A 24,446-nucleotide genomic window follows, 5' to 3' on the forward strand; every position below is an offset into this window, starting at 1 on the left:
GCCCGGAAATCACAGGGAATCAAGGAGCTGACAGTGATCGACGCGTTCGTAAGGATCGGACCATTGATGGATCCGGCCAGTTATCCGCAGTGGGCCCAACAACTGATAGAGGATTGCCGCGAAAGCAAGCGCCGGGTGGTGGAGCATGAGTTCTACCAGCGACTGCGCGATGGCCAGCTCAAGCAGTCGACCATCCGTCAGTACCTGATCGGCGGCTGGCCGGTGGTCGAGCAGTTCTCCCTCTACATGGCCCACAACCTCACCAAGACCCGTTACGCCCGGCACCCCGGCGAAGACATGGCGCGCCGCTGGCTGATGCGCAACATCCGGGTCGAACTCAACCATGCCGACTACTGGGTGCACTGGTGCCAGGCGCACGGTATCCATTTGCATGAACTGCAGTCCCAGGAGGTGCCGCCGGAGCTCAACGGCCTCAATGACTGGTGCTGGCGGGTATGCGCCACCGAGTCGCTGGCCATCGCCATGGCGGCCACCAACTATGCCATCGAGGGTGCTACCGGTGAGTGGTCGGCGGTGGTCTGCGCCGAGGACACCTACGCCCAGGGCTTCCCCGAGGATACCCGCAAGCGCGCCATGAAGTGGCTGAAGATGCATGCGCAGTACGATGATGCGCACCCGTGGGAGGCGCTGGAGATCATCTGCACCCTGGCCGGCGAGAGCCCGACACTGGGGCTGCGCACCGAGCTGCGTCGGGCGATCTGCAAGAGCTACGACTGCATGTTCCTGTTCCTGGAGCGTTGCATGCAGCTCGAAGGGCGTCAGCAGGGGCGTATGCGTCCGGCGTTGGCGGCGGGTTGAGGATAGTTGTTGGATTTGCAGGCCTATTTGCCGGCAAACCGCACACTCAATGAACTTGCACGTCCGCTGTAGGAGCGGCCTTGTGCCGCGATAGGGCTGCACAGCAGCCCCAGCCATTACTGCTCAACGCTGAAATCCTGGGGCTGCTGCGCAGCCCTATCGCGGCACAAGGCCGCTCCTACAGTTGTCGTGCAGTATATGTGGGAGCGGCGGTTCGCCGATGCGACTTGCCTCGCGATGGTTTTTACTGCGCGTTCAGCGCCTGCCCGTTAACATCCTTGCTGTCCGGCCCCATCAGGTACAGGTACACCGGCATGATGTCCTCGGGCAGCGGGTTGTTCTGCGGGTTCTCGCTCGGGTAGGCCTGGGCGCGCATCGCCGTGCGCGTGGCACCCGGGTTGATGCTGTTCGAGCGCACCGGCGCCACGCCTTCCAGCTCGTCGGCGAGGGTCTGCATCAGTCCCTCGGTGGCGAACTTCGACACCCCGTAGGCGCCCCAGTAGGCCCGGCCCTTGCGCCCGACGCTGCTGGAGGTGAACACCACCGAGGCGTCCTCGGACAGTTTCAGCAGCGGCAGCAGGGTGCTGGTCAGCATGAAGGTGGCGTCGACGTTGATGTGCATCACGCGCATGAAGTTGTCGCCCGACAGCTGCTCCAGCGGCGTGCGCGGGCCGATGATCGAAGCGTTGTTGAGCAGGCCGTCGAGACGGCCGAACTGCTCCTCGATCATCACCGCCAGTTCGTCGTACTGGTGCGGCAGGGCGGTTTCCAGGTTGAACGGGATCACCACTGGCTGCGGGTGGCCGGCCGCTTCGATCTGGTCGTAGACCTCGTTGAGGTTGGCCTCGGTCTTGCCCAGCAGCAGCACGGTGGCGCCCAGGGCGGCGTAGGCCTTGGCGGCGGCGGCGCCGATGCCGCGGCCGGCGCCGGTGACCAGGATGATCCGGCCCTGAAGCAGGTTGGGGCGGGCGGTGTAGTCGAACATTTCCAGTTCCCTGTAGTTGTGGGCGATATGCTCGTGGGAGCGGCGCACCGCCGCTCCCACGGTGCCCGATTACTGTTGGTCCATCAGCAGCCGCACAGCGCGCTGTCGATCACCTTGCGCAGTTCCAGCGGGTGGTCCACCACCACGTCGGCGCCCCAGTTGTTGGGGTTGTCCTCTGGATGAATATAGCCATAGCGCACCGCTGCGGTGCGGGTGCCAGCGTCGCGGCCGGATTCGATATCGCGCAGGTCGTCGCCGACGAACAGCACGCTGGCCGGGTCCAGGTCCAGGGTCTTGCACGCCAGGATCAGCGGCTCGGGGTCGGGCTTGCTGTTTTTCACGTGGTCAGGGCAGATCAGCAGGGCCGAGCGCTCGGCCAGGCCCAGGCGTTGCATGATCGGCTCGGCGAAGCGCACCGGTTTGTTGGTGACCACGCCCCACAGCAGGTTGCCTTTCTCGATGTCGGCCAGCAGCTCCGGCATGCCGTCGAACAGCTTGCTGTGCACCGCGCAGTCGCGCTGGTAGCGCTCGAGGAATTCCAGGCGCAGGGCCTCGAAGCCGTCGGCTTCTGGGTCCATGGCGAAGGTCGCGGCGACCATGGCGCGGGCGCCGCCGGAGATCACATCGCGGATGCGCGCGTCGTCGATGGCCGGCAGGCCGCGGTCAGCGAGCATCGCCTGGCAGATGGCGATGAAATCCGGCGCCGTGTCCAGCAGGGTGCCGTCCATGTCGAAGAGTACTGCTCGCAGGCGCATGCTCATTCCTCGCGCAGGGTCTGGATCATGTAGTTGACGTCGACGTCGTTGTTCAGCTTGTAGTGCTTGGTCAGCGGGTTGTAGGTCAGGCCGATGATGTCCTTGACCTCGAGGCCTGCGGCGCGGCTCCAGGCACCCAGTTCGGAGGGACGGATGAATTTCTTGAAGTCATGGGTGCCGCGCGGCAGCATTTTGAGGATGTACTCGGCGCCGATGATCGCCAGCAGGTAAGCCTTGGGGTTGCGGTTGATGGTCGAGAAGAACACCTGGCCGCCCGGCTTCACCATGCGGTAGCAAGCGCGGATCACCGACGAAGGATCGGGTACGTGCTCGAGCATCTCCAGGCAGGTGACCACGTCGAACTGCTCGGGCATCTCCTCGGCCAGGGCCTCGGCGGTGATCTGCCGGTATTCCACTGCCACGCCGGACTCCAGTTGGTGCAGCTGGGCCACCGCCAGCGGTGCCTCGCCCATGTCGATACCGGTTACGGTGGCGCCGCGCTGGGCCATCGCCTCGCTGAGGATGCCGCCGCCGCAGCCGACGTCCAGCACCTTCTTGCCGGCAAGGGCGACGCGCTCGTCGATCCAGTTGACCCGCAGCGGGTTGATGTCGTGCAGTGGCTTGAATTCGCTCTCGCGGTCCCACCAGCGATGGGCCAGGGCTTCGAACTTGGCGATTTCGGCGTGGTCGACGTTGCTCATCTGAACAGTCCTCTGAAGCTTCTATGAAAGTGTCACGGGGCGCCAGCCGTGGCTGGCACCCGGTTATTCGTTGCGCCCGCCGATGCGGGCTCCCCAGGCGCGAGCATTGGCGGCCAGGGCCTGCTCGTCCATCCGCGTCAGGCGGCGGTCCAGCACCAGGGCGTGGCCGGCGACCCAGACGTCCTTCACGCAATCGCGGCCGGTGGCGTAGATCAGTTGCGAGACCGGGTCGTGCACCGGCTGCTGCGCCAGCCCCGACAGGTCGAAGGCAACCAGGTCGGCGGCCTTGCCCACCTCGAGCGAGCCGGTCGTCGCCTCCAGGCCGAGTGCCCGGGCGCCGTTGAGCGTGGCCATGCGCAGCGCCCGGTGGGCGTCCAGGGCGGTGGCCGAGCCGGCGACGGCCTTGGCTAGCAGCGCGGCGGTACGGGTTTCGCCGAGCAGGTCGAGGTCGTTGTTGCTGGCGGCGCCGTCGGTGCCTACTGCCACGTTCACCCCGGCCTGCCACAGGCGCTCCACCGGGCAGAAGCCGCTGGCCAGCTTGAGGTTGGATTCGGGGCAGTGGACCACGCTGGTGTTGCTTTCTACCAGCAGGGCCAGATCCTCGTCGCTGACCTGGGTCATGTGCACCGCCTGCAGGTTCGGCCCCAGCAGGCCCAGGCGGGCGAGGCGGGCAAGCGGGCGCTCGCCGTTGTCCTTGAGCGCCTGCTCGACTTCGCCGGCGGTCTCGTGGATATGCATGTGCAGCGGCGCGTCGAGCTGGTCGGCGATCACCCGGATCTTCTCCAGGTTCGCATCGCTGACCGTGTACGGCGCGTGCGGGCCGAGGGCGACGGTAATGCGTGGGTGGTGGCGCAGCTCGCCAAACAGCTCGATGGCCAGGTGCAGGGCCTCGTCCGGGCTGCGCGCGCCGGGGATCGGGAAGTCCAGCAGCGGCACGGCGATCTGCGCGCGGATGCCGCTGTGGTGCACGCGGTCGCAGGCCTCGCGGGGGAAGAAGTACATGTCGGCGAAGCAGGTGATGCCGCCCTTGAGCTGCTCGGCGATGGCAAGGTCGGTGCCGTCGCGCACGAAGGCCTCGTCCACCCAGCGGCCCTCGGCCGGCCAGATGTGCTCCTGCAGCCAGGTCATCAGCGGCAGGTCGTCGGCCAGGCCGCGGAACAGGGCCATGGCGGCGTGGCCGTGGGCGTTGACCAGCCCGGGTGTCAGCACGCAGTCGGGCAGTTCGCGCACCTCCCGGGCCCTGGGCGCCCGCTCGCGGGGGCCGAGCCAGGCGATCCGACCGTCCAGCACGCCCAGCGCATGGCCTTCGAGCACCACGCCGGCCGGCTCCACGGGGACCAGCCAGTCCGGCACAAGCAGCAGGTCGAGGAGGGGAGTGGCGGTGGGCATGCGCGGCATATACCTGGGTCGGTTCGACTAAACGCGCAGTATACCCGAGCGTCCGCGGCTGAGGGTCGCTATAATCGCCGGCTTTTGATGCCAGGGCGACGGGGAGAGGCGATGCGCGAGCAACTGATGGCGGCGGAGACGGTGACGGGCATCGAATGGCGCGACGGCGTGCTGTATCTGCTCGACCAGCGCCTGCTGCCGCTGGAGCAGTGCTGGCTGGCTTGCACCGAGGCGGCCGAGGTGGCCGAGGCGATCAGTGACATGGCCGTGCGCGGCGCCCCGGCGATCGGCATTTGCGCGGCCTATGGCCTGGTGCTGGCGTTGCGCCAACGTCTGGCTGAGGGCGACGGCTGGGAGGAATCCCTCGAGGAGGACTTCATGCTGCTGGGCGAGGCGCGTCCGACCCCGGCCAACCTGTTCTGGGCGCTCAACCGCATGCGCGAACGCCTGCAGCGCCTGCGTCCCGGCGAGGACGTGCTGGCGGTGATGGAGGCCGAGGCGGTGGCGATCCACGAAAGCGATCGCGAGGCCAACCTGACCATGGCCCAGTTCGGCGTCGAGCAGATCCGCCGCCACCAGGGCAGCGAGCAGGCTCTGCTCACCCATGGCAATGCCGGCGCCCTGGCCACCGGCGGCTTCGGCACCGCTCTGGGGGTGATCCGCGCCGCCACCCTGGAGGGCATGGTCGAGCAGGTCTACGCCTGTGAGTCGCGGCCCTGGCTGCAGGGCTCGCGCCTGACTGCCTGGGAGCTGGCCGCCGACGGCGTGCCGGTGACCGTGGTCGCCGACGCGGCCATGGGTCATCTGATGAAGACCAAGGGCATCACCTGGGTGGTGGTCGGCGCTGACTGTATCGCCGCCAATGGCGACGTGGCGGCGAAGATCGGCACCTATCAGATGGCGGTGACCGCCATGCACCACGGCCTGCGCTTCATGGTGGTGGCGCCGAGCACCAGCATCGACCTGAACCTGGCCACCGGCGAGGACATCCCGCTGGAAACCCGTGGCGAAGAAGAGTTGTTGGAAGTGGCGGGCATCCAGGTGACGGCCGACGTCGAGGCCTACAACCCGGTGGTCGATGTCACCCCGGCGGACCTGATCGACGTGATCGTTACCGAGAAGGGCGTGGTCGAGCGCCCGGACACGGCGAAAATCGCCCAGTTGATGTGCCGCAAACGCCTCCATTGAGGCGTTTTTTCACCCGTTTGGATGGCGCTGCAAGGCAACCTGCCACATCTCCCATGCGTCCCGTGTTTGTGATACCATCCGGCAGTTTCCAAGGCCGCTCTTTGCGGCGGCCTTCATTGCGCAGATCCATGGCACAACTCATTGATTTGTCGTAAGTCGTCGCACCCCTATGCGCTGCGGCGGCGAGCTTCGTTCGTCCTTCGAGGGATCAGGCGAAGTTTCACCAGAAAAAGGAATCAGGCTTCTCATGGGCGAACTGGCCAAAGAAATCCTCCCGGTCAATATCGAAGACGAACTGAGACAGTCTTACCTCGACTACGCGATGAGCGTTATTGTCGGGCGAGCGCTGCCCGATGCGCGTGACGGCTTGAAGCCCGTGCATCGCCGCGTTCTGTATGCGATGAGCGAACTGGGCAACGACTGGAACAAGCCGTACAAGAAATCCGCCCGTGTGGTCGGTGACGTGATCGGTAAGTACCACCCGCACGGCGACACTGCCGTGTACGACACCATCGTGCGCATGGCCCAGCCTTTCTCGCTGCGCTACCTGCTGGTCGATGGCCAGGGCAACTTCGGTTCGGTGGACGGCGACAACGCCGCGGCCATGCGATACACCGAAGTGCGCATGGCCAAGCTGGCCCACGAGCTGCTGGCCGACCTGCACAAGGAAACCGTCGACTGGGTGCCCAACTACGACGGCACCGAGCAGATCCCGGCGGTCATGCCGACCAAGATCCCCAACCTGCTGGTCAACGGCTCCAGCGGTATCGCCGTGGGCATGGCCACCAACATCCCGCCGCACAACCTCGGCGAAGTGATCGATGGCTGCCTGGCGCTGATCGACAACTCCGACATCACGGTCGATGAGCTGATGCAGTTCATCCCGGGTCCGGACTTCCCTACCGCCGGCCTGATCAACGGTCGCCAGGGCATCATCGAGGCCTATCGCACCGGCCGTGGCCGCATCTATATGCGCGCCCGCTCCGAGATCGAGGACATCGACAAGGTCGGTGGCCGCCAGCAGATCGTCGTCACCGAGCTGCCGTACCAGCTGAACAAGGCGCGGCTGATCGAGAAGATCGCCGAGCTGGTCAAAGAGAAGAAGATCGAAGGCATCACCGAGCTGCGCGACGAGTCCGACAAGGACGGCATGCGCATCGTCATCGAGCTGCGTCGCGGCGAGGTGCCGGAGGTGGTGCTCAACAACCTCTACCAGCAGACCCAGCTGCAGAGCGTGTTCGGTATCAACATCGTTGCGCTGATCGACGGTCGCCCGCGCCTGCTGAACCTCAAGGACCTGCTCGAGGCGTTCGTTCGCCACCGTCGCGAAGTGGTTACCCGCCGCACCGTGTTCGAGCTGCGCAAGGCCCGCGAGCGTGGTCACATCCTTGAAGGCCAGGCGGTCGCGCTGTCCAACATCGACCCGGTCATCGCCCTGATCAAGGCCTCGCCGACTCCGTCCGAGGCCAAGGAAGCGCTGATCAGCACCGCTTGGGAATCCAGCGCGGTGCAAGTCATGGTCGAGCGCGCCGGTGCCGAGTCCTGCCGTCCGGAAGACCTGCCGGAGCAGTACGGCCTGCGTGAAGGCAAGTACTACCTGTCGCCGGAGCAGGCCCAGGCCATCCTCGAGCTGCGCCTGCACCGCCTGACCGGCCTGGAACACGAGAAGCTGCTGGCCGAGTACCAGGAGATCCTCGAGCAGATCGGCGAGCTGATCCGCATCCTCAGCAGCGCCGAGCGCCTGATGGAAGTGATCCGCGAAGAACTTGAAGCGATCCGTGCCGAGTACGGCGATGCCCGCCGCACCGAGATCCTCAACGCCAGCCACGACCTCAACTACGGCGACATGATCCCGGAAGAAGAGCGCGTGGTGACCATCTCCCACGGTGGTTACGCCAAGACCCAGCCATTGTCCGCCTACCAGGCCCAGCGCCGCGGCGGCAAGGGCAAGTCGGCCACCGGCGTCAAGGACGAGGACTACATCGAGCACCTGCTGGTCGCCAACAGCCACGCCACCCTGCTGCTGTTCTCCAGCAAGGGCAAGGTGTACTGGAAGAAAACCTACGAAATCCCCGAGGCCTCCCGCGCCGCCCGCGGTCGTCCGCTGGTCAACCTGCTGCCGCTGGAGGAGGGTGAGCGCATCACCGCCATGCTGCAGGTCGACCTGGAAGCGTTGCAACAGCACGCAGATCCCGACGAGGAGCTGGAAGACAGCGACGACAGCGTGATCGAAGGCGAGCTGGTGGAAGTCGAAGAGATCGACGAGGAAGATGGCGACACCCCGGAATGGGTCGCCGAACCGACTGGCGCCTACATCTTCATGGCCACCGCCTCCGGCACCGTGAAGAAGACCCCGCTGGTGCAATTCGCCCGTCCGCGCTCCAACGGCCTGATCGCCCTGAAGCTCAAGGAAGGTGACACCTTGATCGCCGCGGCCATCACCGACGGCGCCAAGGAAGTCATGATGTTCTCCGACGCCGGCAAGGTGATCCGCTTCGCCGAGAGCGTGGTGCGCGAAATGGGTCGTACCGCCCGTGGCGTGCGCGGCATGAAGCTTGGCAAGGGCCAGCAGATCATCTCCATGCTGATTCCCGAGTCCGGCGCGCAGATCCTCACCGCCTCCGAGCGTGGCTTCGGCAAGCGCACCCCGCTGTCCAAGTTCCCGCGTCGCGGCCGTGGCGGCCAGGGCGTGATTGCCATGGGCACCAAGGGGCGCAACGGCTTGCTGATCGGCGCCATCCAGGTGCAGGAAGGCGAGGAGATCATGCTGATTTCCGACCAGGGCACCCTGGTGCGTACACGGGTCGGCGAAGTGTCCAGCCTGAGCCGTAACACCCAGGGTGTGACGCTGATCAAGCTGGCCACCGACGAAACGCTGGTAGGCCTGGAGCGTGTCCAGGAGCCATCCGAGGAAGAGCTCGACGACCTGGTCGAGACGGACGAGGAGGGCGCCCCGCTCGATGCGGTGGACGAGGACAACGCAGGCGCCGAAGAGGCACCTCAGGAATAACCGAAGCAACAACCCGAACGGGGCGACCAAGGTCGCCCCGTTTGACTGATTGGAACAGGCAACGCCCGCTTCCTGTAGGAGCGGCCTTGTGTCGCGAAAGGGGCGCGAAGCGGCCCCGAGGTTTCAGCGGCGCTGCAATATGTCGGGGGCTGCTGCGCAGCCCTATCGCGACACGAGGCCGCACCTGCACGGGGCTGGCGGGGTCTGTGAGTTACGATTTGTTCTATTTGGCAGAGCGAGAGTGGATGTGAGCAAACGAGCCTTTAACTTCTGCGCCGGCCCCGCCGCGCTTCCCGATGCTGTCCTGCAGCGTGCCCAGGCCGAAATGCTGGACTGGCGCGGCAAGGGCCTGTCGGTGATGGAAATGAGCCATCGCAGCGACGACTACGTGGCCATTGCCGAAAAGGCCGAGCAGGACCTGCGCGACCTGCTGTCCGTCCCCTCCAACTACAAGGTGCTGTTCCTGCAGGGCGGCGCCAGCCAGCAGTTCGCCGAGATCCCGCTGAACCTGCTGCCGGAGAACGGCACCGCCGACTACATCGAGACCGGCATCTGGTCGAAGAAGGCCATCGAGGAAGCGCGTCGCTTCGGCAGCGTCAATGTCGCCGCCAGCGCCAAGCCCTACGACTACCTGGCCATCCCGGGCCAGAACGAGTGGAAGCTGACCAAGAACGCGGCCTACGTCCACTATGCGTCCAACGAGACCATCGGTGGCCTGCAGTTCGACTGGGTGCCCGAGACCGGCGATGTACCGCTGGTGGTCGACATGTCCTCCGACATCCTCTCGCGTCCGATCGACGTGTCGCAGTTCGGCATGATCTACGCCGGCGCGCAGAAGAACATCGGCCCCAGCGGCCTGGTGGTGGTGATCGTGCGTGAAGACCTGCTGGGTCACGCCCGCAGCAGTTGCCCGACCATGCTCGACTACAAGATCGCGGCCGACAACGGTTCGATGTACAACACTCCGGCCACCTATTCCTGGTACCTCTCGGGCCTGGTGTTCGAATGGCTCAAGGAGCAGGGTGGCGTCGAGGCCATGGAGCAGCGCAACCGCGCCAAGAAGGACCGCCTGTACGGCTTCATTGACGGCAGCGAGTTCTACACCAACCCGATCAGCCACAACGCCCGTTCGTGGATGAACGTGCCGTTCCGCCTGGCCGACGAGCGTCTGGACAAGGCCTTCCTGGCCGGCGCCGACGCCCGTGGCCTGCTCAACCTCAAGGGGCACCGTTCGGTCGGCGGCATGCGCGCCTCGATCTACAACGCCCTGGGCCTGGAGGCCGTCGAGGCGTTGGTGCAGTACATGGCTGAATTCGAGAAGGAGCACGGCTGATGTCCGACCAGGAACTCAAGGCCCTGCGCGTGCGCATCGACAGCCTCGACGAGAAGATCCTCGAGCTGATCAGCGAGCGCGCCCGTTGTGCCCAGGAAGTGGCCAAGGTCAAGACTGCGTCGCTGGCCGAAGGCGAGGCGCCGGTGTTCTATCGCCCCGAGCGTGAAGCCGCAGTGCTCAAGCGCGTCATGGAGCGCAACAAGGGGCCGCTGGACAACGAAGAGATGGCGCGGCTGTTCCGCGAGATCATGTCCTCCTGCCTGGCCCTGGAAGAGCCGCTGAAAGTCGCCTACCTCGGTCCGGAAGGCACCTTCACCCAGGCGGCGGCCATGAAGCACTTCGGTCACGCCGTGGTCAGCCGCCCGATGGCGGCCATCGACGAGGTGTTCCGCGAAGTGGCGGCCGGTGCCGTCAACTTCGGCGTGGTGCCGGTGGAAAACTCCACCGAGGGCGCGGTCAGCCACACGCTGGACAGCTTCCTCGAGCACGACATGGTCATCTGCGGCGAGGTCGAGCTGCGTATCCACCACCACCTGCTGGTGGGCGAGAACACCAAGACCGACAGCATCACCCGCATCTACTCCCATGCCCAGTCGCTGGCCCAGTGCCGCAAGTGGCTGGACGCCCATTACCCGAACGTCGAGCGTGTGGCTGTCTCCAGCAACGCCGAGGCGGCCAAGCGGGTCAAGGGTGAGTGGAATTCGGCGGCGATCGCCGGCGACATGGCGGCCAACCTGTATGGCTTGACCCGCCTGGCCGAGAAGATCGAGGATCGCCCGGACAACTCCACGCGCTTCCTCATGATCGGCAGCCAGGAAGTGCCGCCGACCGGCGACGACAAGACCTCGATCATCGTCTCCATGAGCAACAAGCCGGGCGCGCTGCATGAACTGCTGGTACCGTTCCACGAGAACGGCATCGACCTCACGCGCATCGAGACCCGTCCTTCGCGCAGCGGCAAGTGGACCTACGTGTTCTTCATCGACTTCGTCGGCCATCACCGCGATCCGCTGATCAAGGCGGTGCTGGAGCAGATCAGCCAGGAGGCTGTGGCGCTGAAGGTGCTGGGTTCGTATCCGAAGGCGGTGCTCTGACGTATGTTTCAAGGTTCATCGCGGGCCTCGTGGGAGCGGGCTTGTCCCGCGATGGGCTTACAGGCTGTCTTGATTTCTGAACAGGGTTCGCACTCGTGGTTGATGCTGTAACAAACAAATCCGCACCGATTGTCGGCCGCCTTGTCGTGGTCGGCCTCGGCCTGATCGGCGGCTCCTTCGCCAAGGGCCTGCGTGAAAGCGGCCTGTGCCGCGAAGTGGTCGGCGTCGACCTGGATGCCGAGTCGCGCAAGCAGGCCGTGGCGTTGGGCGTGGTCGATCGTTGCGAGGCAGATCTCGCCGCCGCCTGTGTCGGCGCCGATGTCATCCAGCTGGCGGTGCCGATCCTGGCCATGGAGAAAGTCCTGGCCCGCCTCGCCCAGCTCGACCTGGGTGACGCGGTGATTACCGACGTGGGCAGTGCCAAGGGCAACGTGGTGCGCGCAGCGCGCGAAGCGTTCGCCGAGCGCCTGCCGCGCTTCGTGCCCGGGCACCCGATCGCCGGCTCCGAGCAAAGCGGCGTTGAGGCATCCAATGCCGCGTTGTTCCGTCGCCACAAGGTGATCCTCACGCCGCTGGCGGAAACCGACCCGCAGGCGCTGGCCTTGGTCGACCGCCTCTGGCGCGCGCTGGACGCCGATGTCGAGCACATGTCGGTGGAGCGCCATGACGAAGTCCTGGCCGCCACCAGCCACCTGCCGCACCTGCTGGCCTTCGGCCTGGTCGATTCGCTGGCCAAGCGCAATGAAAACCTGGAGATCTTCCGGTACGCTGCGGGGGGCTTTCGCGATTTCACGAGAATCGCCGGCAGCGACCCGATCATGTGGCACGACATCTTCCTCGCCAACCGCGAGGCGGTCCTGCGCACTCTCGATACATTTCGCAGCGACCTCGACGCCTTGCGCGACGCGGTCGATGCTGGGGACGGGCACCAACTGCTGGGTGTGTTCACCCGCGCCCGGGTTGCCCGCGAGCATTTCAGTAAAATCCTGGCCCGCCGGGCCTATGTGGACGCTATGAACGCCAACGATCTGATTTTCCTGGCCCAACCGGGTGGCCGCGTGTCCGGACGGATCCGCGTACCTGGCGACAAATCGATTTCCCACCGCTCGATCATGCTTGGCTCGCTGGCCGAAGGCACCACCGAGGTGGAAGGTTTCCTCGAGGGCGAGGACGCCCTGGCCACCTTGCAGGCCTTCCGTGACATGGGTGTGGTCATCGAAGGCCCGCACCACGGCCGCGTGACCATCCATGGCGTCGGCCTGCATGGCCTCAAGCCGCCACCCGGGCCGCTATACGTCGGTAACTCCGGCACTTCGATGCGCCTGTTGTCCGGCCTGCTGGCGGCGCAGCCGTTCGACACCACCATGACCGGCGACGCCTCGCTGTCCAAGCGCCCGATGAACCGCGTGGCCAATCCGCTGCGCGAAATGGGCGCTGTGGTCGAGACCGGCCCTGAAGGCCGTCCGCCGCTGACCATTCGTGGCGGGCACAAGCTCAAGGCGCTGAACTACACGCTGCCGATGGCCAGTGCTCAGGTCAAATCCTGCCTGCTGCTGGCTGGCCTGTACGCCGAAGGCACCACCACCGTCACCGAACCTGCGCCGACCCGTGATCACACCGAGCGCATGTTGCGTGGCTTCGGCTACGCGGTCGAGTCGAACGGTCCGGTGGCCTCCCTGCAGTCCGGTGGCAAGCTCACCGCTACCCGCATCGAAGTGCCGGCGGACATTTCCTCCTCGGCGTTCTTCCTGGTGGCAGCGTCCATCGCCGAGGGTTCCGAGCTGGTCCTGGAGCACGTCGGTATCAACCCGACCCGCACCGGCGTGATCGACATCCTGCGCCTGATGGGCGGCGACATCACCCTGGAGAACCAGCGTGAAGTCGGCGGCGAGCCAGTGGCCGACCTGCGCGTGCGCGGCGCCAAGCTCAAGGGTATCGACATCCCCGAGCACCTGGTGCCGCTGGCCATCGACGAGTTCCCGGTACTGTTCGTCGCCGCCGCCTGCGCCGAAGGGCGCACCGTGCTGCGTGGCGCCGAAGAGCTGCGGGTCAAGGAGTCGGACCGCATCCAGGTGATGGCCGACGGCCTGATCGCCCTGGGCGTGAAGTGCGAGCCGACCCCGGACGGCATCATCATCGACGGCGGCCAGATCGGCGGCGGCGAAGTGCACGGCCACGGCGACCACCGCATCGCCATGGCCTTCAGCATCGCCTCGCTGCGTGCCAGTGCGCCGATCGTGATCCATGACTGCGCCAACGTCGCCACGTCGTTCCCCAACTTCCTCGCGCTGTGCAAGGAAGTCGGCATCCGCGTCGCCGAAGAGGGCAAGTCGTGAATTCGCAAGCACCGGTCATCACCATCGACGGGCCGAGCGGCTCGGGCAAGGGCACCGTGGCGGGCCTGCTGGCCCGCGAGCTGGGCTGGCGCCTGCTCGATTCCGGCGCCCTGTACCGCCTGCTGGCGTTCAACGCCAGCAATCATGGTGTCGACCTGACCAACGAAGAGCTGCTCAAGGCCCTGGCCGCCCATCTGGACGTGCAGTTCATCGCCGCCGAGCCGGGCAAGCTGCAACAGATCATTCTTGAGGGCGAGGATGTCAGTCATGTCATCCGTACCGAGACCGTCGGTGCCGGCGCCTCGATGGTCGCCTCGCTGCCGGCGGTGCGCGAGGCGCTGCTGCAGCGCCAGCGTGCCTTCCGTGAAGCCCCAGGGTTGATTGCCGACGGTCGCGACATGGGTACCGTGGTGTTCCCCGACGCGCCGCTCAAGGTCTTCCTTACCGCCAGTGCCGAGGAGCGCGCCCGTCGCCGTTACCTGCAGTTGAAGGGCAAGGGTGAAGATGTTAGTCTGTCAAGTCTGCTAGATGAGATCCGTGCGCGCGATGAGCGTGACACCCAGCGCGCAGTGGCCCCGCTCAAGCCGGCGGCCGATGCCATTCAGCTGGATTCCACGGAGTTGTCCATCGAGCAGGTGCTGCAACGCATCAGAAGCGAGCTCGCCCTGCGCGACCTGGCCTGATGGAGAGGAGAGCGGGCAGGGGCACCAGTCAACGTCCTGTCAGCGCTTCTTAACTTAACGAAACCCACATTGTCTGGAATGTGGCTATGGGCGTCTTTTTCGCCCGAATCTACAGGAATTAAAATGAGCGAAAGCTTTGCAGAACTCTTTGAAGAAAGCCTGAAAACCCTCAATCTTCAGCCGGGTGCAATCATCACCGGTATCGTTGTCGACATCGACGGCGACTGGGTTACCGTACACGCTGGCCTGAAGTCCGAGGGTGTCATCCCGCTCGAGCAGTTCTACAACGAAACTGGCGAACTGACCATCAAGGTCGGTGACGAAGTACACGTTGCGCTGGACGCGGTCGAAGACGGCTTCGGCGAAACCAAGCTGTCCCGTGAGAAAGCCAAGCGCGCCGAGTGCTGGATTGTTCTGGAAGCTGCTTTCGCTGCTGAAGAAGTGGTCAAGGGCGTTATCAACGGTAAGGTTAAAGGCGGCTTCACTGTCGACGTTAACGGCATCCGTGCGTTCCTGCCGGGCTCCCTGGTTGATGTCCGCCCAGTGCGCGACACCACCCACCTCGAAGGCAAAGAGCTGGAATTCAAGGTCATCAAGCTGGACCAGAAGCGCAACAACGTTGTCGTTTCCCGTCGCAGCGTCCTGGAAGCCGAAAACAGCGCCGAGCGCGAAGCTCTGCTGGAATCGCTGCAGGAAGGCCAGCAGGTCAAAGGTATCGTCAAGAACCTCACCGACTACGGTGCGTTCGTTGACCTGGGCGGCGTCGATGGTCTGCTGCACATCACCGACATGGCCTGGAAGCGTATCAAGCACCCGTCGGAAATCGTCAACGTTGGTGACGAGATCGACGTCAAGGTCCTGAAGTACGATCGCGAGCGCAACCGCGTTTCGCTGGGTCTGAAGCAACTGGGCGAAGACCCATGGGTTGCTATCAAAGCCCGTTACCCAGAGAGCACTCGCGTGACTGCTCGCGTCACCAACCTGACCGACTACGGCTGCTTCGCTGAGCTGGAAGAAGGCGTTGAAGGTCTGGTGCACGTTTCCGAAATGGACTGGACCAACAAGAACATCCACCCGTCGAAAGTCGTTCAGGTTGGCGACGAAGTGGAAGTCATGGTTCTGGACATCGACGAAGAGCGTCGTCGTATCTCCCTGGGTATCAAGCAGTGCAAATCGAACCCATGGGAAGACTTCTCCGGCCAGTTCAACAAGGGTGACAAGATCACCGGTACCATCAAGTCGATCACCGACTTCGGTATCTTCATCGGCCTGGACGGCGGCATCGACGGTCTGGTTCACCTGTCCGACATCTCCTGGAACGAAGCCGGCGAAGAAGCCGTGCGTCGCTTCAAGAAGGGCGACGAGCTGGAAACCGTCATCCTGTCGGTTGACCCAGAGCGCGAGCGCATCTCCCTGGGCATCAAGCAGCTGGAAGACGATCCGTTCTCCAACTTCGTTGCTGTCAACGACAAGGGCGCTATCGTCAAGGGTATCGTCAAGGAAGTTGACGCCAAGGGCGCTATCGTGACCCTGGCCGACGACATCGAAGCTACTCTGAAAGCTTCCGAAATCAGCCGTGACCGCGTTGAAGACGCCCGTAACGTGCTGAAGGAAGGCGAAGAGATCGAAGCCAAGATCATCAGCGTCGACCGCAAGTCCCGCGTTATCAGCCTGTCCATCAAATCGAAGGACGACGCTGAAGAGCGCGAAGCCATCCAGAGCCTGAAAAACGCTCCGGAAGCGGCTGCCGACACCACCATGGCTGCGCTGCTGCGCGAAGCAATGGCCAAGCAGAACTGAGTTCTGTTTGATCGGTAAAAAGGGCGACCCTCGGGTCGCCCTTTTTTGTGTCTGCGATTTACTTGGTTGGACCAAAAACAGCTCGATCCTACAGCGTTTGTAGCTATTTCTGAGGTCGTGAGCGGTGTGCGGGCAGTAGGCTTTCCCGCTCGTCTGCAAAGTCGCGCCGCAGTGCGGTCGCGCTAGCGTAAGGCGGGGATTGCCGGCGCTATGGCCTATCTTGAATTTTTTTGTTTAGTCAAGAACCACCCTGTTCAAATCCGCCGGGGCGTGCTACAAACTGATTAAGCAATGATCTAGCTGCTTGATAACGAAGGGAAAAATATGACGAAGTCGGAGCTGATCGAACGTATTGTCACCCATCAGGGGCTGCTCTCGTCCAAGGACGTCGAGTTGGCCATCAAGACTATGCTTGAGCAGATGTCGCAGTGCCTGGCGACCGGGGATCGTATCGAGATCCGTGGCTTTGGCAGCTTTTCCCTGCACTACCGCGCGCCGCGGGTAGGGCGCAATCCCAAGACCGGCCAGTCGGTCAGCCTCGAAGGCAAGTACGTGCCGCACTTCAAGCCCGGCAAGGAGCTGCGTGATCGGGTCAATGAAGACGAGCACGTGCCCCATTGAGTGAAGGAGCAGTCTGATGCGTAACCTAAAACGCGCCCTGGCGGCGCTGTTCGTGCTGCTGCTGGCGGCTGTGGTGTTGTTCTTCGTGCTGGAGAATCAGCAGGCTGTGTCGTTGGTGATGTTCGGTTGGTCCGCCCCTGCCGTGCCGGTGGCGGTGCTGGTGCTGGCGGCTCTGGTGGTCGGGCTGGCAGTGGGGCCGTTGTTGGGGGCTTATGGTTTGATGCTGGGTAAGCGCAGGATCCGGGCTTCTGCTCGTCGGGCGGCGCTGTCTGGCGACTAGGATTTTCCCGTATCGTTTTTCTGAGTCGTCGCCTTGGCTGGCTGGGCGATGGTGCATCTTTTGCGTCAAACCGTTCTGTGTGCATTTGTGACTACTTGGTGTGCGGAATGGGTATTTTCACCTTGATGCCGGTGTGATGTGTTCCTCTTCACGCGTCGATGCCCATGTGTCGAGCGTATCTTTGCGCCCTTCGTGGTCGCTGCCATCTGGTTTGCTTTCTGTCGCGAATCTTCGCCCTGGTCTAGGCTGTCCGAGATTGTCCAGTTCTCTGTGGTCTTAGTGCTTTCCAGGGGGGCTGGGCTGTTCGGTGTAGTGCCAAGCCGCTGATTTTGAGCCTGTTGTGGAAATCGCGTACCATGGTGGATTGCCTGTCAGCCTGTTGAAGATCACCGGATGCCGGATGTTCCCTGGCCGATTTTTTGAAGGTCTATAGATGAAAATCATTGCAGTGATCCCGGCGCGGGCAGGCTCGAAACGATTGCCTGGCAAGAATGTGAAGATGTTGGGTGAGCATCCGTTGATTGCATGGACAATCAGGGCGGCGCTCCAGAGTTCGGGAGTCAGCGATGTGGTCGTGACCACCGATGACCTGCAGGCTGCCGAGATTGCGCGGCGTTATGGTGCCACGGTGCCTGGCATGCGACCGGCACATCTCGCGACTGATACCGCCAGCAGTGTTGATGTGGTCAGGCACGTAGTGGATGAGTATGAAGCGCGTAATGGCCCGGTTCAGGGTGTCTTGCTGCTGCAGCCCACATCGCCGTTTCGCCGGACCGAGTCGATAGACAAGGCCATCGAACTGTTTGGCAGCAGTCCGGCCCGCTCGGTTGTCAGTGTCAGTCCGGCCAGCACTCATCCTGCCTGGTGTTTCAAGCTCCAGGCCGACTCGATGCAGCCGTTCATGGGGTGGGAGCAGGTGTCCAGGCGTTCCCAGGATCTTGAACCGGCCTATACGCTCAATGGGTCCATCTATCTGATTGCGCCAGATGTGCTTCGCAAAAAGAACGGCTTTATTTTCGAGGGGACGGTGCCGATGGTAATGGCCGATGGCGCGGAGTCGCTCGACATCGACACGATCGATGACTGGAATGAGGCGCAGCGGCTGCTCACATCCTTGATGCGCTAGGTGGCGCGCTCCGCAGGAAGTGGCACAATAACCTGGTTTTTGCACGGCAGGCGGGCGGTGCGATGCTCGGCTGACAAGGCCAGCAGTTACCATTCATTTTTGTATCGCCGCACCCCCTCTGGTAGGGGTGGGTAAGTTAAGGATCAAGCGATGACGACAGTTTTAGTGACAGGTGCCGATGGTTTCATTGGCTCGCATTTGACCGAGCTGCTGGTGCGCGAAGGCTATAAGGTCAAGGCGCTTTCTCAATACAACTCCTTTAATTACTGGGGTTGGCTTGAGGATGTTGATTGCCTGTCGCAAATTGAAGTGCTGAATGGCGATGTCCGCGATCCTCATTATTGCAAGCACATTACCAAAGGGGTCGACATCGTCTTTCACCTGGCGGCGCTGATTGCAATTCCCTACTCCTATGTCGCCCCTGATAGTTATGTCGACACCAATGTCAAAGGCACGCTGAACATCTGTCAAGCGGCGCTGGAGAATGGCGTCAAGCGGGTCATTCATACCTCGACCAGTGAGGTCTATGGCACGGCGCTTTATGTGCCGATCGATGAGAAGCACCCGTTGCAGGCGCAGTCGCCCTACAGTGCTTCGAAAATCGGCGCGGATGCCATGGCGCTGAGCTTCTTCAATGCCTTCGACCTGCCCCTGACCATCGCCCGTCCGTTCAATACCTATGGTCCTCGGCAGTCGGCGCGTGCGGTTATCCCAACCATCATTTCGCAGATTGCCAGCGGGCAAAAGCAGATCAAGCTCGGTGATGTCACCCCCACCCGTGACTTCAACTATGTGGCCGATACCTGCCGTGGCTTCCTGGAACTGGCGCGTTGTGATCAGGCCATCGGCGAAACCGTGAACATTGGCTCCAACTTCGAAATCTCGGTGGGCGACACGCTCGAACTGATCCGTAAGCTGATGGGCAGTGACGTTGAGTTTCTCGTGGATGACCAGCGGATGCGTCCTGGGAAATCCGAGGTCTTCCGCCTGTGGTGCGACAACTCGAAGATCAACGCACTGACCGGTTTCAAGCCTGCCTACGACATTGAGCAAGGCTTGCAGCAGACCATCGACTGGTTCACGCGTCCAGAAAATCTGGCGAAGTATAAAGCCGACATCTACAACGTCTGAGGTGACTAATGTTCGAGTCTCTGGTTGCATTCGTTCGCGAGCAGTACGGTACTGACGACTTTATCCCGCTGCACGCGCCCGTTTTCGAAGGCAACGAGCAGGCTTATGTCGCACAGACGGTCGAGTCCACGTTCGTATCCAGTGTCGGCAAGTTCGTTGATCGCTTCGAGCAGGACATGCAGGCCTACACGGGCAGTCCCAGGGCAGTGGCGACCGTCAACGGCACGGCTGCATTGCACGTGGCACTGCTGTTGGCGGGGGTGAAACCGGGTGAGCGCGTCATTACTCAATCGCTCACCTTCGTTGCGACCTGCAATGCCATTGCCTATTGCGGTGCCGAGCCCGTGTTCGTCGATGTTGATCGGGATACGCTGGGGATGTCCGCCAGCAAGCTTGAGGCGTGGCTCGATGAGGCCGCGTACCGTGATGACGATGGCGTGTGTCGCCTGAAAAACGGTGACCAGGTGCTGCGGGCCTGTCTACCCATGCATACGTTCGGACATCCGGTGGACCTGGATGGCCTGGTCGACGTCTGCGCGCGTTGGGGGCTGGTGCTCGTGGAGGATGCCGCAGAGTCTCTGGGCAGTTTGTACAAGGGGCGCCATACCGGTACTTTCGGGACCCTGGGTACCTTGAGCTTCAATGGCAACAAAATCATCACCACCGGTGGTGGCGGCATGGTCCTGGCGGGCGAGGCCCTGGGTGTTCGAGCCAAGCACCTGACCACGACGGCAAAGCAGCCTCATCCCTACGAGTATGTGCACGACGAGGTTGGCTACAACTATCGTCTGCCCAACCTCAATGCGGCGTTGGGGTGCGCGCAGTTGGAGAAGCTGGAGGACTTCATTGCCTCCAAGCGTGAGCTGGCCTCGCGCTACGCTGCCATGCTCGAGGGCAGCGAGCTTGCGTTCGTCGGCGAGCCTGCGGGCTGTCGCTCGAATTTCTGGCTGAACGCCGTAATTTGCGACAGTCGTGAGCGCCGTGATGCACTGCTGGAGTTCACCAACAAGCGTGAGGTGATGACGCGGCCAATCTGGCGCTTGATGAATCATCTCCCGGCTTATGCCCATTGCCTGTGTGGTGACCTGAGTAATGCCGAGTGGCTGGAATCTCGGGTCGTCAATCTGCCTAGCAGTGTGTTGCCGCGGACTGCTCTGTGAAAAAGCGTATTGCAGTGTTTACCGGTACCCGGGCCGAATACGGCCTGTTGTACTGGCTTATGAAGGATATCCAGTCCAGCGAAGCGCTCGCCCTGCAGGTCATCGTGAGTGGTATGCACTTGTCACCGGAGTTTGGTGAAACGTGGCGCCAGATCGAGGCGGACGGGTTCGCTATCGACGCCAAGGTTGAAATGCTGCTCTCCTCCGACAGCGATGTCGGGGTGGTCAAGTCGATGGGCCTGGGAACGCTCGGATTTGCCGATGCGCTTGACCGGCTTCGACCGGATTGCCTGGTCGTGCTCGGTGATCGCTTCGAGGCGTTGGCGATCGTGCAGGCCGCGCTGGTCATGAGGATTCCCGTGGCTCACCTTCACGGCGGCGAGATCACCGAAGGGGCATATGACGACGCCATACGCCATGCGATCACCAAGATGGCTGACCTGCATTTCGTGGCCGCTGAACCCTACCGTGCGCGGGTTATCCAAATGGGTGAGTCGCCGCAGCGGGTTTTCAACGTCGGTGCCGTAGGGCTCGACCATATCCAGCGCACCCCACGGATGAGCCTCGAAGCACTGCGCGAGAGCCTGTCTTTCGAGCTGAATCGCCCGTTCATGCTGGTCACCTATCACCCCGTGACCCTGGCCGATGAGGCGCCGGTGGAGAGCTTCACGGCTTTGCTCGAGGCTCTGGACGACTATCCCGACCACCAAATCATCTTGACGTACCCTAATGCCGACAACGGCGGGCGGGCGATCATTCCATTGCTCGAGGCATATGCCCAGCGCCAGCCAGAGCGCGTGCTGGCCATTGCGTCGCTGGGGTTCCGGCGTTATCTGAGCGTCGTGGCCCAGGCTTGCGTCGTGGTCGGCAACTCTTCCAGCGGCATCATTGAAGTGCCTGCGTTTGGTGTGCCGACCGTGGACATCGGTGCGCGGCAAAAGGGGCGCCTGGCGGCGGACTCGGTCGTGCATTGCGAAGCGAGCCGTAGCGGGATCGAGGCGGCTTTGCGCCAGGCCCTTGATCCGGTGTTTGCCCAGCGTTGCAAGGGGGTTCACAACCCTTATGGGCAAGGCGATGCGGCACGGCAGATCGTCAAGGTCCTGAGCGCCGTCGATGGCTACCAACAGACACCTTTTCACGACATAACCTGGTCATCATGAATCAGTCCAAGAAAAACTCGGTCTATATCATTGCCGAAGCTGGCGTGAACCATAACGGGGAACAGGATCTGGCGTTCGCGCTGATCGACGCGGCGGCTGCCGCGGGAGCGGATGCGGTCAAGTTCCAGACGTTCGATGCTGCGTTGCTCGCGGCAGGCTCCGCGCCCAAGGCGGCCTACCAGAAGAAGAGCACTGCCGCAGAAGAAAGCCAGTTGGCCATGCTGAAAAAGCTTGAGCTGCCCCGGGAGTGGCACGCGGCGTTGCAGACCTATGCCCGCGACAAGGGGCTCGAGTTCCTCTCCACGGCCTTCGACGCCGGTAGCCTGGACTTCCTTTGCGAACTGGGCATGCCGTTCTTCAAGGTTCCCTCTGGAGAACTGACCAACGCTCCGTTGCTGTGGCGATTTGCCCGTACGGGCAAGCGACTGGTCCTGTCCACCGGAATGGCGACCTTGAGCGAAGTGGAGCAGGCGCTGGCTGTTGTCGCCCATGGGCTGGCGCACGAAGTGGAGCCGCGGGACATGGATGACGTGTGGCAGCATTGGGGGCATGCGCAGAGCCGGGAGCGGTTGCTGGGGCATGTTGCTCTCCTGCATTGCACGTCCCAGTATCCGACGCCTTGGCATGAGGTGAACCTGCGAGCCATGGACACCCTGGCCGATGCCTTTGGCCTGGAAGTGGGGTATTCCGACCATACCGAAGGCTGCCTGATTCCTGTGGCGGCCGTGGCACGCGGTGCGACGATCATCGAGAAGCACTTCACGCTGGATCGTTCGATGCCAGGGCCCGATCACAAGGCTTCGCTGGAGCCGGACGAGTTGAAGCGCATGGTCAGTGAAATTCGTGCTCTGGAAGTGGCGTTGGGCGGGCGTAGCAAGGCGCCGCAACCGAGTGAATGGGATACCCGTCGCGCCGCGCGTCAGCAGGTGGTTGCGGCCCGCGCTCTGACGCCAGGACAGATCATCGAGCGAGCGGACCTGACAACTGCGCGCAGTGGTGCAGGGCTGCCTGCGGCACAGCTGTGGGGGCTGGTCGGGCGGGCGGCCGTGCGTGGTTATGCGCCAGGCGACGCAATCGATGAGTGAGGCTGCGCGCCCATTGCCGTTGGTGATACTCGGCGCTGGCGGCCACGCCAAGGTGCTGCTGTCCCTGGCTCGTGCGCTGTGCCTGGAGATCCAGGGCGTCTGTGACCCGCAGTTGCATCACTCGGGGCTGCGCCAATGGCGTGGGCTGCCCGTGCTGGGGGACGATGCGGCGCTGAACCAGATCCCTCCAGGCAGCGTCCTGCTGGTCAACGGCATTGGCCAGACCGTGGGCGGTGCCGCCAGGCGCAAGCTGTACGAGCAGTTCAGTGGCCAGGGGTATCGATTTGCGACCTTGGTCCATCCGTCGGCCTGGGTGGATCCCGACGCGGTTCTGGGCGAGGGTGTCCAGGTCATGGCAGGCGCCGTCGTACAGGCAGATAGCCACATAGGGCTCAATACAATCATCAACACTCGAGCTGCGGTCGATCATGATTGCAGGGTCGGGCGGCACGTGCACATCGCTCCGGGAGCGACCTTGTGCGGCGCAGTGACAGTCGCGGATCGCAGCTTTGTCGCCAGTGGCGCCACGATCATTCAAGGCATCGACATTGGTGAGGATGCGGTGGTTGGCGCGGGTGCGGTGGTGGTGCGGCACCTGCCGGCCAATCATCGGGTGCTGGGTTCGAAGGGGCTGATCGCAAGCGTGCCCGACAATGAGCAGGAAGGTAGTAAATGAAACAATGGGAAATGACGTGCGTCGCGCCTGATTGCTCGATGGAAGAGGCGATCGCCACGCTGGACCGGGTTGCGGTACGCATCGTCCTGGTGGTTGATGCCAAGCGGCAGTTGCTGGGCACCGTGACCGATGGCGACGTCCGCCGGGCACTGCTCAAGCGTCGTCCGTTGGAGACGGCGGTCAAGGAGATCATGTGCAGTTCGCCGAAGACGGCGGGCAGGGACTGGACGCGCGAGCGCATTCTGTCGGTCATGGAAACCTATCAGTTGCTGCAGATGCCGGTGGTCGACGAGGCAGGCATCGTAATCGGTCTGGAAACCCTGCACGGTCTGTTGAACAGGCCCCAGCGCGATAACCCGGTATTCCTCATGGCCGGCGGGTTTGGCACTCGTCTGCGACCGCTGACCCACAACTGCCCCAAGCCACTGCTCAAGGTCGGTGACAAGCCGATCCTGGAGCTGATTCTTGAGCGTTTCATCGCGGCGGGTTTTCATCGCTTCTTCATCTCCACCCACTACATGCCGGAGATGATTCGCCAGCACTTTGGTGATGGGAGCCGCTGGGGTGTATCGATCGTCTACGTTCATGAAGATGAGCCGTTGGGGACGGGAGGGGCATTGGGGTTGCTGCCGCACGAGCAGATTGATCGCCCGCTGTTCCTGATGAACGGAGATCTGCTCACCACCCTGAATTTCCTGAACGTGCTGGAGTTCCACGAGAGCCATGGTGGCGCGGCGACCATGTGTGTGCGCGAGTATGAGTATTGCGTGCCTTACGGCGTGATCCAGAGCGAAGGGCATCGGATCCGCTCGATGGTGGAGAAACCTGTGCAGAAGTTCTTCATCAATGCGGGGATCTATCTGTTGTCGCCCGAGTTGGTCAGGAGTGTTCAGCCGGGTACCCGGATCGATATGCCCACGTTGCTGGAGCGAGAGATCGCGGCGGGGCGTGACGTTAATATGTTCCCGGTGCACGAGTACTGGTTGGACATTGGCCGCATGGAGGATTTCCAGCGTGCGCAGCACGAGTTTGCCAGCTTGTAATCAGCTGCGTGGCCAGTCTGCGAGGGCTTGGCCATGCAGTGCATGGCGATTCCTGAGGGCGAATCACATGC

Annotated in this window: 21 protein-coding genes; 17 read left to right on the top strand and 4 right to left on the bottom strand. The window is 63.1% G+C overall.

Features of this window, described 5'->3' with window-relative positions; translation table 11 throughout:
• The first annotated feature begins 33 nt into the window (after nt 1-33).
• Nucleotides 34-819: a TenA family transcriptional regulator gene (locus V0R62_RS13650; protein WP_330104095.1), complete on the top strand. Its 786-nt coding sequence runs from the start codon at nt 34-36 to the stop codon at nt 817-819.
• A gap of 244 nt (nt 820-1,063) precedes the next feature.
• Here the strand turns inward: V0R62_RS13650 and V0R62_RS13655 are convergent, their stop codons facing one another.
• The 4 genes from V0R62_RS13655 to V0R62_RS13670 all read right to left on the bottom strand — a co-directional run bounded on the left by V0R62_RS13655 (nt 1,064) and on the right by V0R62_RS13670 (nt 4,649).
• Nucleotides 1,064-1,804, bottom strand: a complete 741-nt coding sequence (locus tag V0R62_RS13655; protein WP_186712793.1) for a YciK family oxidoreductase — start codon at nt 1,802-1,804, stop codon at nt 1,064-1,066.
• Between the two features lie 83 nt (nt 1,805-1,887).
• The gene (gene mupP / locus V0R62_RS13660; RefSeq protein WP_330104096.1) at nt 1,888-2,559 is read right to left on the bottom strand and encodes an N-acetylmuramic acid 6-phosphate phosphatase MupP; all 672 of its coding nucleotides are present in this window, start codon (nt 2,557-2,559) and stop codon (nt 1,888-1,890) included.
• 2 nt (nt 2,560-2,561) lie between these two features.
• Nucleotides 2,562-3,260 carry a bifunctional 2-polyprenyl-6-hydroxyphenol methylase/3-demethylubiquinol 3-O-methyltransferase UbiG gene (gene ubiG / locus V0R62_RS13665; RefSeq protein WP_050704607.1) on the bottom strand — a complete coding sequence of 233 codons (699 nt, stop codon included), beginning with the start codon at nt 3,258-3,260 and terminating at the stop codon, nt 2,562-2,564.
• Between the two features lie 63 nt (nt 3,261-3,323).
• Nucleotides 3,324-4,649: a TRZ/ATZ family hydrolase gene (locus V0R62_RS13670; protein WP_330104097.1), complete on the bottom strand. Its 1,326-nt coding sequence runs from the start codon at nt 4,647-4,649 to the stop codon at nt 3,324-3,326.
• Nucleotides 4,650-4,760: 111 nt separating this feature from the next.
• On the opposite strand from V0R62_RS13670, the gene mtnA reads away from it, so the two are divergent.
• The 16 genes from mtnA to V0R62_RS13750 all read left to right on the top strand — a co-directional run bounded on the left by mtnA (nt 4,761) and on the right by V0R62_RS13750 (nt 24,375).
• The gene (gene mtnA / locus V0R62_RS13675; RefSeq protein WP_330104098.1) at nt 4,761-5,837 is read left to right on the top strand and encodes an S-methyl-5-thioribose-1-phosphate isomerase; all 1,077 of its coding nucleotides are present in this window, start codon (nt 4,761-4,763) and stop codon (nt 5,835-5,837) included.
• Nucleotides 5,838-6,084: 247 nt separating this feature from the next.
• A complete protein-coding gene (gene gyrA / locus V0R62_RS13680) occupies nt 6,085-8,847 on the top strand; it encodes a DNA gyrase subunit A (RefSeq protein ID WP_262951012.1) in 2,763 nt (920 codons plus the stop codon).
• A gap of 247 nt (nt 8,848-9,094) precedes the next feature.
• Complete coding sequence (serC, locus tag V0R62_RS13685) at nt 9,095-10,180, top strand: 3-phosphoserine/phosphohydroxythreonine transaminase (protein ID WP_330104099.1); 1,086 nt, start codon at nt 9,095-9,097, stop codon at nt 10,178-10,180.
• The gene (pheA, locus tag V0R62_RS13690) at nt 10,180-11,274 is read left to right on the top strand and encodes a prephenate dehydratase (protein ID WP_028690825.1); all 1,095 of its coding nucleotides are present in this window, start codon (nt 10,180-10,182) and stop codon (nt 11,272-11,274) included. The genes serC and pheA overlap by 1 nt, the downstream gene beginning before the upstream one ends.
• Before the next feature lie 128 nt (nt 11,275-11,402).
• Nucleotides 11,403-13,610 carry a bifunctional prephenate dehydrogenase/3-phosphoshikimate 1-carboxyvinyltransferase gene (locus V0R62_RS13695; protein WP_330104162.1) on the top strand — a complete coding sequence of 736 codons (2,208 nt, stop codon included), beginning with the start codon at nt 11,403-11,405 and terminating at the stop codon, nt 13,608-13,610.
• The gene (gene cmk, locus V0R62_RS13700; protein WP_028690823.1) at nt 13,607-14,293 is read left to right on the top strand and encodes a (d)CMP kinase; all 687 of its coding nucleotides are present in this window, start codon (nt 13,607-13,609) and stop codon (nt 14,291-14,293) included. The genes V0R62_RS13695 and cmk overlap by 4 nt, the downstream gene beginning before the upstream one ends.
• A gap of 123 nt (nt 14,294-14,416) precedes the next feature.
• Nucleotides 14,417-16,093, top strand: a complete 1,677-nt coding sequence (gene rpsA, locus V0R62_RS13705; protein ID WP_046856619.1) for a 30S ribosomal protein S1 — start codon at nt 14,417-14,419, stop codon at nt 16,091-16,093.
• A gap of 324 nt (nt 16,094-16,417) precedes the next feature.
• Nucleotides 16,418-16,714 carry an integration host factor subunit beta gene (ihfB, locus tag V0R62_RS13710; RefSeq protein WP_110736524.1) on the top strand — a complete coding sequence of 99 codons (297 nt, stop codon included), beginning with the start codon at nt 16,418-16,420 and terminating at the stop codon, nt 16,712-16,714.
• A 16-nt stretch (nt 16,715-16,730) separates the two neighbouring features.
• Nucleotides 16,731-16,994 carry a lipopolysaccharide assembly protein LapA domain-containing protein gene (locus V0R62_RS13715; RefSeq protein ID WP_330104100.1) on the top strand — a complete coding sequence of 88 codons (264 nt, stop codon included), beginning with the start codon at nt 16,731-16,733 and terminating at the stop codon, nt 16,992-16,994.
• 433 nt (nt 16,995-17,427) lie between these two features.
• Entirely contained in the window at nt 17,428-18,120 is a 693-nt protein-coding gene (locus V0R62_RS13720; RefSeq protein WP_330104101.1) for an acylneuraminate cytidylyltransferase family protein, read from the top strand.
• A 150-nt stretch (nt 18,121-18,270) separates the two neighbouring features.
• Nucleotides 18,271-19,251, top strand: coding sequence for an NAD-dependent 4,6-dehydratase LegB (locus tag V0R62_RS13725; protein ID WP_330104102.1), 981 nt, complete (start codon nt 18,271-18,273; stop codon nt 19,249-19,251).
• A gap of 8 nt (nt 19,252-19,259) precedes the next feature.
• A complete protein-coding gene (locus tag V0R62_RS13730) occupies nt 19,260-20,411 on the top strand; it encodes a LegC family aminotransferase (protein WP_330104103.1) in 1,152 nt (383 codons plus the stop codon).
• On the top strand, nt 20,408-21,571 hold the full coding sequence (neuC, locus tag V0R62_RS13735) for a UDP-N-acetylglucosamine 2-epimerase (protein WP_330104104.1): 1,164 nt from the start codon (nt 20,408-20,410) through the stop codon (nt 21,569-21,571). The genes V0R62_RS13730 and neuC overlap by 4 nt, the downstream gene beginning before the upstream one ends.
• A complete protein-coding gene (neuB, locus tag V0R62_RS13740) occupies nt 21,568-22,656 on the top strand; it encodes an N-acetylneuraminate synthase (RefSeq protein ID WP_330104105.1) in 1,089 nt (362 codons plus the stop codon). The genes neuC and neuB overlap by 4 nt, the downstream gene beginning before the upstream one ends.
• Nucleotides 22,649-23,332 (top strand): acetyltransferase, encoded by a 684-nt coding sequence (locus tag V0R62_RS13745; protein WP_330104106.1) that lies wholly within the window; start codon nt 22,649-22,651, stop codon nt 23,330-23,332. Before neuB ends, V0R62_RS13745 begins: the two co-directional genes overlap by 8 nt.
• Nucleotides 23,329-24,375: a nucleotidyltransferase family protein gene (locus V0R62_RS13750; protein ID WP_330104107.1), complete on the top strand. Its 1,047-nt coding sequence runs from the start codon at nt 23,329-23,331 to the stop codon at nt 24,373-24,375. The genes V0R62_RS13745 and V0R62_RS13750 overlap by 4 nt, the downstream gene beginning before the upstream one ends.
• Nucleotides 24,376-24,446: the final 71 nt, after the last annotated feature.

The sequence above is a fragment of the Pseudomonas carassii genome (genome assembly GCF_036324045.1).
GTDB classification, from domain to species: domain Bacteria; phylum Pseudomonadota; class Gammaproteobacteria; order Pseudomonadales; family Pseudomonadaceae; genus Aquipseudomonas; species Aquipseudomonas peradeniyensis.

What these genes read in the sequence shown, in the direction of transcription:
- V0R62_RS13655 (WP_186712793.1), bottom strand. Translation starts at nt 1,804, where the DNA reads ATGTTCGACTACACCGCCCGCCCCAACCTGCTTCAGGGCCGGATCATC.
- mupP (WP_330104096.1), bottom strand. Translation starts at nt 2,559, where the DNA reads ATGCGCCTGCGAGCAGTACTCTTCGACATGGACGGCACCCTGCTGGAC.
- ubiG (WP_050704607.1), bottom strand. Translation starts at nt 3,260, where the DNA reads ATGAGCAACGTCGACCACGCCGAAATCGCCAAGTTCGAAGCCCTGGCC.
- V0R62_RS13670 (WP_330104097.1), bottom strand. Translation starts at nt 4,649, where the DNA reads ATGCCCACCGCCACTCCCCTCCTCGACCTGCTGCTTGTGCCGGACTGG.
- mtnA (WP_330104098.1), top strand. Translation starts at nt 4,761, where the DNA reads ATGCGCGAGCAACTGATGGCGGCGGAGACGGTGACGGGCATCGAATGG.
- gyrA (WP_262951012.1), top strand. Translation starts at nt 6,085, where the DNA reads ATGGGCGAACTGGCCAAAGAAATCCTCCCGGTCAATATCGAAGACGAA.
- pheA (WP_028690825.1), top strand. Translation starts at nt 10,180, where the DNA reads ATGTCCGACCAGGAACTCAAGGCCCTGCGCGTGCGCATCGACAGCCTC.
- rpsA (WP_046856619.1), top strand. Translation starts at nt 14,417, where the DNA reads ATGAGCGAAAGCTTTGCAGAACTCTTTGAAGAAAGCCTGAAAACCCTC.
- ihfB (WP_110736524.1), top strand. Translation starts at nt 16,418, where the DNA reads ATGACGAAGTCGGAGCTGATCGAACGTATTGTCACCCATCAGGGGCTG.
- V0R62_RS13715 (WP_330104100.1), top strand. Translation starts at nt 16,731, where the DNA reads ATGCGTAACCTAAAACGCGCCCTGGCGGCGCTGTTCGTGCTGCTGCTG.
- V0R62_RS13720 (WP_330104101.1), top strand. Translation starts at nt 17,428, where the DNA reads ATGAAAATCATTGCAGTGATCCCGGCGCGGGCAGGCTCGAAACGATTG.
- V0R62_RS13725 (WP_330104102.1), top strand. Translation starts at nt 18,271, where the DNA reads ATGACGACAGTTTTAGTGACAGGTGCCGATGGTTTCATTGGCTCGCAT.
- V0R62_RS13730 (WP_330104103.1), top strand. Translation starts at nt 19,260, where the DNA reads ATGTTCGAGTCTCTGGTTGCATTCGTTCGCGAGCAGTACGGTACTGAC.
- neuB (WP_330104105.1), top strand. Translation starts at nt 21,568, where the DNA reads ATGAATCAGTCCAAGAAAAACTCGGTCTATATCATTGCCGAAGCTGGC.
- V0R62_RS13745 (WP_330104106.1), top strand. Translation starts at nt 22,649, where the DNA reads ATGAGTGAGGCTGCGCGCCCATTGCCGTTGGTGATACTCGGCGCTGGC.
- V0R62_RS13750 (WP_330104107.1), top strand. Translation starts at nt 23,329, where the DNA reads ATGAAACAATGGGAAATGACGTGCGTCGCGCCTGATTGCTCGATGGAA.